Origin of the sequence: Phenylobacterium sp. (genome assembly GCF_044371015.1) — a bacterium.
Classification (GTDB): Bacteria; Pseudomonadota; Alphaproteobacteria; order Caulobacterales; family Caulobacteraceae; genus Phenylobacterium.
Window position 1 is genome coordinate 1 of the sequence record NZ_JBILUK010000096.1, and the last position, 11,376, is coordinate 11,376.

The 11,376-nt window shown below is 70.0% G+C and carries 11 protein-coding genes and 1 riboswitch; of the genes, 4 read left to right on the forward strand and 7 right to left on the reverse strand.

Translation table 11 applies throughout. The annotated features are described in order from the left end of the window. Together ACIQ3R_RS09765 and ACIQ3R_RS09770 are read right to left on the reverse strand one after the other, a co-directional pair. Positions 1-1,681 (reverse strand): TonB-dependent receptor plug domain-containing protein (locus ACIQ3R_RS09765; protein ID WP_397417853.1); only part of this gene is annotated, 1,681 nt, incomplete at its 3' end. 89 nt (positions 1,682-1,770) lie between these two features. Next, positions 1,771-1,994, reverse strand: a riboswitch (cobalamin riboswitch). Positions 1,995-2,021: 27 nt separating this feature from the next. Continuing rightward, positions 2,022-2,822 (reverse strand): undecaprenyl-diphosphate phosphatase, encoded by an 801-nt coding sequence (locus tag ACIQ3R_RS09770; protein ID WP_397417855.1) that lies wholly within the window; start codon positions 2,820-2,822, stop codon positions 2,022-2,024. A 214-nt stretch (positions 2,823-3,036) separates the two neighbouring features. Between ACIQ3R_RS09770 and ACIQ3R_RS09775 the strand changes: the two genes are divergently transcribed. Next, the gene (locus tag ACIQ3R_RS09775; RefSeq protein ID WP_397417857.1) at positions 3,037-3,513 is read left to right on the forward strand and encodes a universal stress protein; all 477 of its coding nucleotides are present in this window, start codon (positions 3,037-3,039) and stop codon (positions 3,511-3,513) included. A gap of 294 nt (positions 3,514-3,807) precedes the next feature. Here the strand turns inward: ACIQ3R_RS09775 and hisG are convergent, their stop codons facing one another. From hisG to hisS, 3 genes are read right to left on the reverse strand one after another with little or no spacing between them, the layout of a single operon-like run. Next, a complete protein-coding gene (hisG, locus tag ACIQ3R_RS09780) occupies positions 3,808-4,755 on the reverse strand; it encodes an ATP phosphoribosyltransferase (RefSeq protein WP_397417859.1) in 948 nt (315 codons plus the stop codon). Continuing rightward, positions 4,752-5,876, reverse strand: coding sequence for an ATP phosphoribosyltransferase regulatory subunit (locus ACIQ3R_RS09785; RefSeq protein WP_397417862.1), 1,125 nt, complete (start codon positions 5,874-5,876; stop codon positions 4,752-4,754). The genes hisG and ACIQ3R_RS09785 overlap by 4 nt, the downstream gene beginning before the upstream one ends. Then, positions 5,876-7,348, reverse strand: a complete 1,473-nt coding sequence (gene hisS, locus ACIQ3R_RS09790) for a histidine--tRNA ligase (protein ID WP_397417864.1) — start codon at positions 7,346-7,348, stop codon at positions 5,876-5,878. Before hisS ends, ACIQ3R_RS09785 begins: the two co-directional genes overlap by 1 nt. Positions 7,349-7,646: 298 nt before the next feature. Here hisS and ACIQ3R_RS09795 point away from each other — a divergent pair, with 298 nt between their 5' ends. Continuing rightward, a complete protein-coding gene (locus tag ACIQ3R_RS09795; RefSeq protein WP_397417866.1) occupies positions 7,647-8,498 on the forward strand; it encodes a glutamate racemase in 852 nt (283 codons plus the stop codon). Between the two features lie 13 nt (positions 8,499-8,511). After that, positions 8,512-9,036 carry an ATPase gene (locus tag ACIQ3R_RS09800; RefSeq protein ID WP_397417869.1) on the forward strand — a complete coding sequence of 175 codons (525 nt, stop codon included), beginning with the start codon at positions 8,512-8,514 and terminating at the stop codon, positions 9,034-9,036. On the opposite strand, the gene ACIQ3R_RS09805 is transcribed toward ACIQ3R_RS09800, so the two are convergent. Further along, positions 9,033-9,737 carry a pyridoxamine 5'-phosphate oxidase family protein gene (locus tag ACIQ3R_RS09805; protein WP_397417871.1) on the reverse strand — a complete coding sequence of 235 codons (705 nt, stop codon included), beginning with the start codon at positions 9,735-9,737 and terminating at the stop codon, positions 9,033-9,035. The two genes, ACIQ3R_RS09800 and ACIQ3R_RS09805, sit on opposite strands and share 4 nt — an antisense overlap. A gap of 110 nt (positions 9,738-9,847) precedes the next feature. Between ACIQ3R_RS09805 and ACIQ3R_RS09810 the strand changes: the two genes are divergently transcribed. Further along, a complete protein-coding gene (locus tag ACIQ3R_RS09810; protein ID WP_397417873.1) occupies positions 9,848-10,741 on the forward strand; it encodes a LysR substrate-binding domain-containing protein in 894 nt (297 codons plus the stop codon). Here the strand turns inward: ACIQ3R_RS09810 and ACIQ3R_RS09815 are convergent. Beyond that, the coding region (locus ACIQ3R_RS09815) for an SDR family NAD(P)-dependent oxidoreductase (protein ID WP_397417875.1) at positions 10,738-11,376 on the reverse strand (639 nt) is incomplete at its 5' end. The genes ACIQ3R_RS09810 and ACIQ3R_RS09815 overlap by 4 nt on opposite strands.

Below are 11,376 nucleotides of genomic sequence, written 5' to 3' on the forward strand. Positions count from 1 at the left end.
CGTCGCTGAGGTCATAGACCGCGGCGACGTCGGCGGTCACGAAGCCCTTCCGCACAATGCGGCTGAAGCCGTCGCGGGCGGTGTCGGACTGGGTGGACTCGCCCCGCGCGGTCAAAGCGCCGCTCCAACGGCCGTCACGCCAGAACAGGGCGGCAGAGCCGGAATGGTCGGGCGCGCGCAACAAACTGCGTCCCGCCGCCCGATCGACCGCATCCAGCCAGGCGTAGGCCAGGCGCATCGACAGAGCTTCCGAAAGAGTCGCCGAAAGCTCCGCTTCCAGGCCCGATGAGCTGGCCTTGGCGATGTTGATGTAGCGCCCCCCGGTGTAGCTGATCTGGTCGCGGACCAGCAGCCGATAGCCAGTCAAGGCGGCCGAGACGCCGCCGCCGGCCCAGCCGAACCTCAGGTCCTGGCCCTCGGCCCGTTCAGGGCGCAACGGGACGGCCGGGCGAAAGCAGAAATCGCACACCGCCTGGCTGATCGTCGGCGTCTTGAAGCCCGTGCCGGCCGCACCGGTCAGGGTGAAGCCTCGACCGAGGTCAAAGGCGGCGGCCAGACGACCGGTGGTGCGGCCCTGGAAGGCCTCCGGATCATCGCGGCGGACGCTGCCCGTCAGGGTGACCCGCCCGAGCTCCGCCCGGCCAACCGCGAAGATAGCCGTGTTGGAGAGGTCGAGGCGCTTGCCTGACGACAGGTCGGCGGCGCTCTCCTGGTGCTCGATCCCGGCCACAAGCGCGCGGCCCCTGGCGGCGGTCCAGCGCAGCACGGTGCGGTCGGCGTCGAACAGCGAGGGACTCTCTCGCCGCAGGTCGTAGGCGCTGAGGCTCACTTCATGAGCCAGGCCCAGGGCCTCCACCGAGGCGCGGGCGAAACCCTGCCAGGCGCGGCTGCGGGCGACGGCCGGGGTGTCGCCGAGCAGGAAGGCGGGCGGCGCGAAGCCGTCGATCTCGATCCGGGCGCGGCTATAGCGGAGCCGGGCGTCCAGGCGCACGGTCGGCGAGACGGTCCAGCGGCCGGAGAGGTTGGCCGCTACGGTCTCGAGCCCATCGTCCTCGGTTCCGGACGCGGCCTTGGAGAAGCCGTCGGATCGCAGGGTGGTCAGGCTGGCGCTGAGCGCGCCGGCGTCGCCCGTCACGCCGAAGCCGCCGAATCCACGGACCGTTCCATAGGAACCGCCTTCCAGCGCCGCGCCTGCGCCGTCGATCTCACGGGTGGTGAAGCTGACCACCCCGCCGATGGCTTCAGATCCCCAGAGCGAACCCTGTGGGCCCGACAGCACCTCGATGCGGGAGATATCCGCCGCCTGCAGGGTTCCGGCGTCGAAGGCGCCACCGGGATCGGAAGGGTCGCCCATCGGCACGCCATCGATCAGCACCAGGGTCTTGTCGGGCGAGGCGCCGCGGATGCGGATTGCGGCCAGCCCGCCCGGGCCTCCGGCCCGGGCGACGCCGACGCCGGGCACGGTCGACAGCAGATCGGTGGCGAACACCGATCCGCGGGCTGCGATCTCTTCCGCGTCGATCACCCGGGCGGCGGCGATTTCGGCAGGGACGGCCGGCAGGCGCGCGGCGGTGACGACGAGTTCGTCAACGGTCTCCGCAGAACCGGCGCGGGCGGTCTCGGCGCGCGCGGCGCCGGTCAGCGCGGCGAGCGCCGCGCCTGTCAGGATTAGGGTACGCATGGTCGTTCAGCCTCCAATCAAGGAGTCGCTGCGACGGGAGAGCGGCTGATGCGGCTCTGCCGGCCCTTGGCCTGGTCCCGGGCCACGGACGAGCGACGGAGGAAGACGGCAGGTCTCCTGGCTCGCGGGTCACCGGACCGCGCCCTCGCCTTCCCAGGCTTCCCCGTTTCCGGATCCACCCAGTGGCGCCGCCTCCCCAAGGGGTGCGGACGGACGCGGACCTCGCCGCTCACAGTTGCGGGCACAGCCGGGGATTCTCACCCCGGTTCCCTCTTGGCCCCCGCTAAGGGGGACCGCCTTCACTCGGCCATGATGCGCCGGGCCGGCCCGGCGCGCAACCTCAGCCCAGCAGATAGAGCCCCGCCAGGCCCGCCGTCCCTACGGCGATCCGCCACCATGCGAAGGGCGCAAAGCCGTGGCGCCCAACGAAGTCCACCACCTTGCGGACGGTGATCACCGCGGCGATCAGGGCGCACACGAAGCCGATGGCGATGATTCCGGCGTCGTCGGGGTTGAGCATCTTGTAGTTGCTGGCGAGGTCGACGGTGAAGGCTCCGGCCATGGTCGGCATGGCCAGAAAGAACGAGAACTCGGCCGCTGAACGCTTGTCGCACTTCAACAGCATGGCGCCGGCGACCGTGGCGCCGGACCGCGAAACGCCAGGCACCAGCGCCAGGCACTGGAAGAGACCGATGAGAAAGGCGGTTTTCAGCGGATAGCCGCCGGCGTCGGCGTGGGCGGGCTCGGTCTTCATCCGATCGACGGCGAGCAGCGCAAACCCTCCGACGATGAGACTGATGCAGATCAGCACCGGGGTCTCGAACAGCACGGTCTTGATAAAGTCATGCAGCAGCAGGCCCAGGGCGGCGGCCGGCAGGAAGGCGACCAGAATCGACAGCACGAAGTGGCGCGCCTTCGGGTCGTCGTGGAGATGGGTCGCCACATTCCACAGGCGGGCGAAGTAGACGCTGACCACGGCCAGGATCGCGCCCAGCTGGATCATCACTTCGAACGTCTTGCCCTTGGACTCAAAGCCCAGGAAGTGGCCGAGCAGCAGGATATGGCCGGTCGAGGAGACCGGAATGAACTCGGTCAGCCCCTCCACCACGCCCAGAATGATGGCGTTGATCCAATCGGGCACGGCGGTCTCCAACGTGAGGGTTGCGGACTGAGGTGGCGCCGATGCGGTGAACAAGCGGTTCACATGTGGGCGGGCCCGGGGCGCGGGCGTCGCGCCGGCGCGGGGTGTCAGCCTTTGGTGACGGCGGCCGGGCAGGCTCGCCCGCTTGGAGTGGCGAGCAGGATTCGACGATCAGACGATTCCGTCCGATCGCATCGTGCTCTAGGCTTGCGCCATGACGAGCGGGCGGAAGTTCCTGGTGGTGGCCGACGATACGGCGGAGTTCGGCGCGGCCCTGCGCTTTGCGTGTCGTCGTGCGCGATCGACCGGCGGGCATGTGGCGCTGCTGAGGCTGATCGAGCCCGCGGTGTTCGAGCACTGGACCGGCGTTCGCGCGGAGATCGCCCGCCAGCAACGGGAAGAAGCCGAGGCCGCGTTGGCCGAGACCGGCGCCCTGGTTCACGCTGAAACCGGCCGACCGGCGGAATTTCTCATCGTCGAGGCCGACAGCCTGCGCGCGGCGCTGAAACAGGTGCTGAGCGACGATCCCGATATCAAGATCCTGGTGTTGGCGGCGGCGACCGGCTCACGGGGCCCGGGCCCGCTGGTCAGCACCATCGCCAAGGAGGGCGTCAGGTGGGGCGCGCGCAAGGTGCCGATCACCATCGTTCCAGGAGATCTCACCGACGCGGAGATCGCCGACCTCGCGTGAGGCCTTTAATTTTGACGCTTATGTCAGAAACATGCCCGGATCATGGCTCAGAAAAGAATTCGGCCCGCAGCGGGGGATAAACGCTGCGGGCCGTGTTGAGCCGTCGCTCAGATAGAGCGGGCGTTTCCTCCCCGAAACGCCGGAGACCTCAGGACTTGTTGCCTTCATGTCTCTCGCGAAATGACAAGACGGCAACTTTTTGCCCAAGTCAACCGCCCGACCCGGCCGCAACACGGCACTGTGACAATTTCATGCGCAGTTCGGACGAAACACGGTTATTTTTTGACTAATCTGTCAATTTAGTCTCGCGCAGAGCGTGTCGAAGGCCTCACAGCTCGCGTCAAAGACGTATTCCGGTCGGGCCACGGTGACCGGCCCCAGGCCGATCGCCGTTAGCGCCAGGCCGGCTTCCGACACCGCCGCCGAATCGACCAGCAAGCCGTTTGGCCGCGGCTGAGCGCCCTGCGCCACCAGCCGGGAGATCAGGGCCGTTTCCTCCGCGTCGCCCCGCGCCGGCCAGGCCAGGGTCGCGCTGCGGAGCGCCGCCGCCCGGGCCTCGACGATCCGCAGCAGACGCTCGGTCTGGGCGCGCGCGTCCGCATCCCAGGTCGCCGTGAGGCCGGCGGCGAGCTGGGCCTGACTGCGGAGAATCACTCCATCGGACAGCACCTTCAGCCCATTGGCCGCAAGCGTGGCGCCGGTGGTGGTGATGTCGACGACCAGCTCCGCCGCCCCGGCGGCCGGAGCCCCCTCGGTGGCGCCTCCGGACTCGACGATGCGGTAGTCGGCCACGCCGTGCCTGGCGAAGAAGGCGCGGGTCAGGGTCACGTACTTGGTCGCCACCCGGAGGCGGCGGCCGGTGCGAGCCATCATGTCGCTGGCCACATCCTCGACATCGGCGAGGGTGTCGACGTCGAGCCAGCTCTTGGGCGCGGCGGTCACGAGGTCGGCGCGGCCAAAGCCGAGCGCCCGAATCAGGTGCACGCGCGCGTCCAGGCCTTCGCCACGCTCGCGCAGCAGATCCTCTCCGGTGACGCCAAGGTGGACCTCGCCGGCATCAAGCGCCTCGGCGATGTCGGCGGCCGAGAGGAGGCGCACCTGGGCGCCTGGCAGGCCCTTCAGGCTGGCCGAATAGCCGCGCGCGCCGCCCGACATCTCCAGTTTCAGACCCGCATCCGCCAGCCAGGCCTCGACCTGTTCCTTCAGTCGCCCCTTGGACGGGATCGCGATGACCAGGCTCATGACTGCCCTCCGGACCAGGCGCGCCAAGGTCGGACCATGCCGCCGACCGCTGTGAGCCCCGCCTCGCCGCCGAGGCGCGACATGAGCCCGTCATAGCGACCGCCCGAGGCGACGGGCCTGGCCGAGCCGAGCGCGCCGCTGAGCACCTCGAAGGTCAGGCCGTCATAGTAGTCGAATGCGTGGCCGAGCGCGGTGGCGAAGCCCATGCGGTTGGCGGGAATGACCGAACGGAGCGAAGCAAGCCGCCGCTCCCAGGCCGAGACCGCCGCGTCCAGACCCGGCGCGTTCCGGCCCGCCAGGGCGCGAATGTCGGCGAAGGCGACTTCGGGCGACGCCTCGACTCCGAGAAACGCCCGCACGGCTTCGGCCTGCTCCACGCTCAGCGACGGCGCGCGGGCGGCGTCGGCCCGGCGCACCAGACGGGCGGCGATCTCACCGGCGCCGCGCCCGCCGACCGGCTCAATTCCCGCGAGGCTCCAGACTTCTTCAAGCAGGGCCCCCGCCTCGGCCTCCGATAGACCTGAAAGCCGCGCCGCCAGCGCGCCGCCGGACCCCGCCTGATTGTCGCGGTCGAGTTCGGCTTGCAGAAGCCGGGGCCGGCCGGCCAGCCGCATCAGCCTCGCCGACAGCGCCTCGGGCGCTCCGAGCGCCTGCAGAAACGCCCCGAACAGCGCGACATCGCCGAGACGCAGGGTCAGATCCTCACGCCCGCCGGCCGCCGCCGCGCGCCACGCCAGGGCGACGATTTCCGTTTCGTCGGCAAGGTGATCGCGCCCGCCGTTCGACAGCCGCTCCAGGCCCAACTGAACGAAGGCTTCCGGTTCCGCACCGTCCGGCGCCGCGCGGTAGGCCTGACCGTCGTAGCTGTAGAGGCCGTCGCGATCTCCGCTCTGGAGGTGCGCGCGGGCGATGCCGACCGTGAAGTCGGGTCGCAGACAGAGCTCTTCGCCGCCCGCCGCCTGGACCACGAACAGCCGGGCCCGGGTCGCTTCCCCGGCGAGATCCAGCATGAGGCCGAGCGGCAGAGTCAGCGGAGGTTCGGCGGGCTGAGAGCCGGCCGCGAGCAGCGGTGCGCGCATGGCCGCCAGAACGGCCTCAGGGACGGCGGGTTCGAGGCGCATCAGCGGGCTTCCAGGATGCGTTTCAGCGCCGGAACCAGATCGGCGCGCGGGATCGTCTGCTGGCCGGGCCGTTCGGCGCGCCAGGCGGCGTTGTCGCTGACCTGGGCAGCGAGGGCGCGTCCCAGATCGAGGTCTTTCACAGTGACCGTTCCGGCCGCCAGCTCGTCGTCGCCGATGATCACCGCAGCGGGCGACAGACGGCGGTCGGCGTACTTCATCTGGGCCTTCATGCCCGAGCCGCCGAGATAGACTTCGGCCGCGATCCCGGCCGCCCGGATCTCGCGCGCGAGCGTGAAGTAGTCGGCCATGCGGTCCTGCGAAAAGGCGATCACGACGATGGGACCGCGCGGCTCAACGGCCGCCGACCGCCCGGCCGCGCGCAAGGCGGCGGCGAGCCGGGAGACTCCGAAGGAGAAGCCGGTCGCCGGCGTTCGCGCGCCGGTGAATCGGGCCACCAGATCATCATAGCGGCCGCCGCCGCCGATGGAGCCGAAGCGCATCGGCTGGCCCCCGTCGTCGACGGCGGAGAGCAGCAGTTCAGCCTCGAAGACCGCGCCGGTGTAGTATTCCAGTCCGCGCACCACTGAGGGGTCGAACGCGGCGCGGTCGGCTGCGACGCCGAGGCCGTTGAGCGCGGCGTTGATGGCGGCGAGTTCGGCGAGACCGGCGTCACCCTCGGAGGAGCCGCCGACCACCTCGGCCAGGGCCGCCAGGGTGGCGTCGCGGTCGCCCGCGCCGGCGCGGGTGAAGGCCAGGACGCGCTCCGCGCCGGCGGGGCTCAACCCCGCGCCCTTGGTGAAGTCGCCGGACTCGTCCTTGCGACCCTCGCCGAGCAGAAGACGAACGCCCTCGGGTCCCAGGCGATCGAGCTTGTCGACCGCGCGAAGTACGGCGAGTTTCTGGACCTCGCTCTCCACGCCGATGGCGCTCATCAGGCCGTTGAGGAGCTTGCGGTTGTTGATCTTGATGACCGCCGCGCCGGCGGGAAGACCGGCGGCTTCCAGGCCCTCCACCGCCATGGCGATGATCTCGGCGTCGGCCTCGGGGCGGTCAGAGCCGACCGTGTCGGCGTCGCATTGCACGAACTCGCGGAACCGGCCGGGACCGGGCTTCTCGTTGCGCCAGACCGGACCGTAGGCATAGCGGCGGAACGGCTTCGGCAGGCCGTCCCAGTTCTGGGCGGCGAAGCGGGCCAGCGGCGCGGTCAGGTCGTAGCGCAGCGCCATCCACTGGTCATCGTCATCGGTCAGCGCGAAGACGCCTTCGTTGGGGCGGTCGGCGTCAGGCAGGAACTTGCCGAGCGCATCGGCGTATTCGAACGCCCCGGTCTCCAGCGCCTCGAAGCCCCAACGCTCATAGACGCCGCTGACGGCCGCCAGGATGGCGCGTTCGGCGGCCACGTCGCGGGCGCGGCGATCGATGAAACCGCGGGGCGCGCGGGCCACGGGTCTTTCGGGTGGTCGCTCGGTCATGGCCGCGCGCCTATCGGCTTGGCGCGGCGGGATCAAGGAAGGTTCGTCTGTCATGGGGTCGTCTCTCGAAAATCCGGGCGAGGGACGAGGTCGGTCAGCGCGGCCCCGTCCCGGTTCGGGCGGAGCCTGAAAGGAGCGGCGTCAGCGCGCGCGCATCCCTTCCGGACCCGCCGGGGTCGGATGGTGGGGATGGCTATGATGGCGCGCGATGCGGGTCATGGCGGCGGCCTGTAGCGGGAAAGTGTGAAGGAGTCACCCCGGATCGACAGGTCCGGCGGGCGCAGCTAACACCTGCGGCATGGCTATCGGCGTGTTCGATTCCGGGGTGGGCGGACTCACCATCCATCATCGGTTGGTCGAGACCTTTCCGGACGCCGACTTCGTCTATCTCGCCGATCAGGCCAACGCGCCCTATGGCGGCAAGCCGGGCGAGGAGATCGTCGATCTGACGCGCGACGGTTGCTCGCGGCTGTTCGACGAAGGTTGCAGCCTTGTGGTTCTGGCCTGCAACACCGCCGCCAGCGTCGCCTTGCGGCGACTGCAACAGACCTGGCTGCCCGGGCATCGGCGCGCCTTGGGACGCCCGATCAATGTGCTGGGCATCGTGGTTCCGACCATCGAGGCGGCGACGGGGATGCCATGGGCCCACGAGGCCGAGCCGCGCGGCGACAAGGTCGAGAAGCTGGACGTGCTGGGTGTGTTCGCGACGCCCGCCACCGCCCGAAGCCGGGTCTACGAGATCGAAATCGACAAGCGCCGCCAGGACGTGGCGGTGTTCACCGAGCCCTGCCCGGAGCTGGCCAGGATGATCGAAACCGGCGCACCCCGGGCGGACCTCGCGGGCGTGATCGCGAGCCACGTTCAGGCGCTGACCCGGCGGATCGGCCGGGCGCCGGACCGGGCGGTGCTGGGGTGCACGCACTATGAGATCGTCGCCGACCTGTTCCAGGCCGCGCTTGCGCCCGGAACGCCGCTGATCCGCCAGCCGGAGGCTACAGCGACGGCGCTCAAGGACTACCTGCTTCGCCGACCGGAGTTTGACGTGGGCGCCTCGGGCGCGCGAAAGTTCCTGACGACCGGTGAACCCGGCGCGCAGAACGGCCTCGTGGAGGCCTTCTGGGGCGCGCCGCTGCGGTTCGAGGCGGCCTGAGGGGGAGACTTCGATGAGGGGGGCGATTGCGGCGGCGGTGCTCGCCCTGTGGGCAGGCGCGGCGCAGGCGGAAGTGGTGGAGACACACGCCACGGGGTTCCGGCTGAAGTCCGTGAACCAGGTGGCAGCCCCGCCGGAGAAGGTCTACGCGGCCATCGGCGAGATCGGCCGCTGGTGGAACGGCGCCCACAGCTTCGGCCGCGATGCAGCCAAGCTCTCGCTCGCGCTCAAGGCCGAGGGTTGCTTTTGCGAAGCGCTGCCGGGCGGCGGCTCGGTGCGCCACGGCGTGGTGCTAATGGCGGCGCCGCATTTGGGGATCGTCCGGATCGAAGCGCCGCTTGGGCCGATGCAGGACGAGGGCGTGAACGCGGTGCTTGGTTTCGCCATGAAGGCGAAGGACGGCGGTACGGAGCTCACCACCACCTTCAATGTCGGCGGCGCGCGCGACGCCATCGTCAAAGCCGCGCCGAACATCGACTTCGTGCTGACCGAAGCGGCCAAGCGGCTCTCGAACTACGCCGGAACCGGCAGGCCTTAGGCGGCGCGGGTGAGTGCATCCTCCAGGCGCGCGCCCTCGGCATAGGGCGCAAGGTCGGCGGTCAGTGGGCCGGCGGGCGCGATGTCGGGCGACGGACGCGGTGCGCCGATGCGGGTCTCAACAGGAAACACCCCGCTCCAGGGCGCCCAGCCGGCGTCGGCGGCGAGGTCCGTGGCGGAGGTGTCCTTCACCTTGGCCGAGGCTTCCTCGATCTCCATCTCGACCAGGGCGATCTGGGTGATCTCGGCGTCGGTGGCCGGACGCAGCTGCGCCGCCCGGCCGGCGTAGAGCCGGTCGATGAAGGCGTCCATGGCGGCGCGCTTGGCGGCCGGGTCGGTGATCAGCCGGGCGCGGCCGAAGGCCATCACCGAGCGGTAGTTCAGGGAGTGGACGAAGCCCGAGCGGCCGACGACAAACCCGTCGAGGAAGCTCACGGTCACGGACACCGGCGCACCGGAGCCCGACGCCGCGAGCATCCGGCTGGCGGCCGCGCCATGCCAGTACAGCCGCCGGCCCTCCCGCCAGTAGGCGGTAGGCGTCACGAAGGGCTGACCGTCGATCACATAGCCCACGTGGGCCATGACGCCCGCGTCGAGGATGGCGAAGACGCTCGCTTCGTCATAACGAGCCCGTTGCGGTCGACGGGCGACCCGTGAGCGCGCCGTGGGCGTAAAGGCGTCGTCTTGCGGGCTCTGCGGCATGGTCACCTCCAGCGTCCGATCCGGTATCGGGGCGGGCCCCCAGTATAGGACAAGGGCCGGCGGTTGAAGGCGTTCGACTTTCGTCCGTCTTCGGGTATGGCGGACAGGTCATGCTGCCGACCATCCGCCAACTCCAGTATCTCAAGCTGCTTGCCGAGCATGGCGGGTTCGGCAAGGCGGCTGAGGCGGCGCACGTAACCCAGCCCACCCTGTCGGCCGGGATTCAGGAACTGGAGCGGGCGTTGGGCGCACCGGTCGTCGACCGGGCGCGGACGGGGATCATTCTGACTCCGGTCGGTGAAGAGGCGCTGCGCCGCGCGATCCTCATCCTCAGCGAGGCTGAGGAACTGGTGGAGGCGGCGAAGAATGCGGGCCAGCCGCTGGCCGGGCGATTCCGGCTTGGGGTGATACCGACCATCGCGCCGTTCCTGCTGCCGGGCGCCCTACCGCTGTTGCGGAGCCGGTTTCCCAAGCTTCGACTGTTCCTGCGCGAAGATCTGACCCACCGGCTGATCGGCGAACTCAAGGCCGGGCGGCTCGACGCGGCCCTGATCGCGCTGCCCTTCGAGACCCATGGGCTGGAATGGGCGCATGTGGCCGATGATGAACTGCTGGCCGCCCTGCCTGCCGACCACCCGCTCGCCGCGGCGGCCACCACCACGGCCGAGGCGCTGGAAGGCGAAACGGTGATCCTGCTGGAGGATGGCCACTGTCTGCGTGACCATGTGCTGTCGGCCTGTCGGCTCAGCGCGCCGGGCGGCCGAGGCGAAGAGCCGTTCGCCGCCACCTCGCTGCCGACGCTGGTGCAGATGGTGGCTTCCGGCCTCGGGATCACCTTCCTGCCGCGCATGGCCGTGGCGGCGGGCCTGGCCAATGCCGGACATCTGGCGATCCGGCCGTTCGGCGAGGATCACCCGGCGCGGGAGATCGTGGTCGCCTGGCGGGCGGGCTCGAACCGCAAGCCGGAAGGCCGGTTGCTCGCCGAAGTGCTGAAAGCGGTTTAGCCGCGATCCACGGCGAACGGCGCGAAGGCCTGCTGCACAGGCATGATCTCGATCGTGTTGACGTTGATGTGGGCCGGAAGACGCAACACGTTCTCGCAGACCAGGGCCACGTCGTCGGCGGTCATGGCGTCGACGCCGGAATAGACCTTCGAGGCGGCGGCCTCGTCGCCCTTGAATCGCACCACCGAGAACTCGGTCTCAGCCATGCCGGGCTCGACCGATGTCACCCGAACCCGGCTGCCCAGCAGGTCGGCGCGCAGATTGAGCGAGAACTGTCGGACGAAGGCCTTGGTGGCGCCGTAGGCGTTGCCGCCCGGATAGGGATAGCTGGCCGCCACCGACGACATATTGATCACATCGCCCCGGTTGCGCGCAACCATGCCGGGCAGGACGGCGCGGGTGACGCGGGCCAGGCCGGTCACGTTGGTGGCGATCATGGTCTCCCAGTCGGTCAGGTCGGCCTCGTGCGCCTTTGAGAGGCCGAGCGCGAGACCGGCGTTGTTGAACAGGATGTCGATGTCGGCGAAGTCGGGCGGCAGGTCGGCGGGAAACGCCGCGACGGCGTCGGCGTCAGTCACGTCAAGACCCCGGGTCAGCAGGCGGTCGGTCGCAAGCTGGCGCGCCAGAGTCTCGAG

What these genes read in the sequence shown, in the direction of transcription:
- hisG (WP_397417859.1), bottom strand. Translation starts at nt 4,755, where the DNA reads ATGAGCCTGGTCATCGCGATCCCGTCCAAGGGGCGACTGAAGGAACAG.
- ACIQ3R_RS09785 (WP_397417862.1), bottom strand. Translation starts at nt 5,876, where the DNA reads ATGCGCCTCGAACCCGCCGTCCCTGAGGCCGTTCTGGCGGCCATGCGC.
- hisS (WP_397417864.1), bottom strand. Translation starts at nt 7,348, where the DNA reads ATGACCGAGCGACCACCCGAAAGACCCGTGGCCCGCGCGCCCCGCGGT.
- ACIQ3R_RS09800 (WP_397417869.1), top strand. Translation starts at nt 8,512, where the DNA reads ATGAGGGGGGCGATTGCGGCGGCGGTGCTCGCCCTGTGGGCAGGCGCG.
- ACIQ3R_RS09795 (WP_397417866.1), top strand. Translation starts at nt 7,647, where the DNA reads ATGGCTATCGGCGTGTTCGATTCCGGGGTGGGCGGACTCACCATCCAT.
- ACIQ3R_RS09775 (WP_397417857.1), top strand. Translation starts at nt 3,037, where the DNA reads ATGACGAGCGGGCGGAAGTTCCTGGTGGTGGCCGACGATACGGCGGAG.
- ACIQ3R_RS09810 (WP_397417873.1), top strand. Translation starts at nt 9,848, where the DNA reads ATGCTGCCGACCATCCGCCAACTCCAGTATCTCAAGCTGCTTGCCGAG.
- ACIQ3R_RS09805 (WP_397417871.1), bottom strand. Translation starts at nt 9,737, where the DNA reads ATGCCGCAGAGCCCGCAAGACGACGCCTTTACGCCCACGGCGCGCTCA.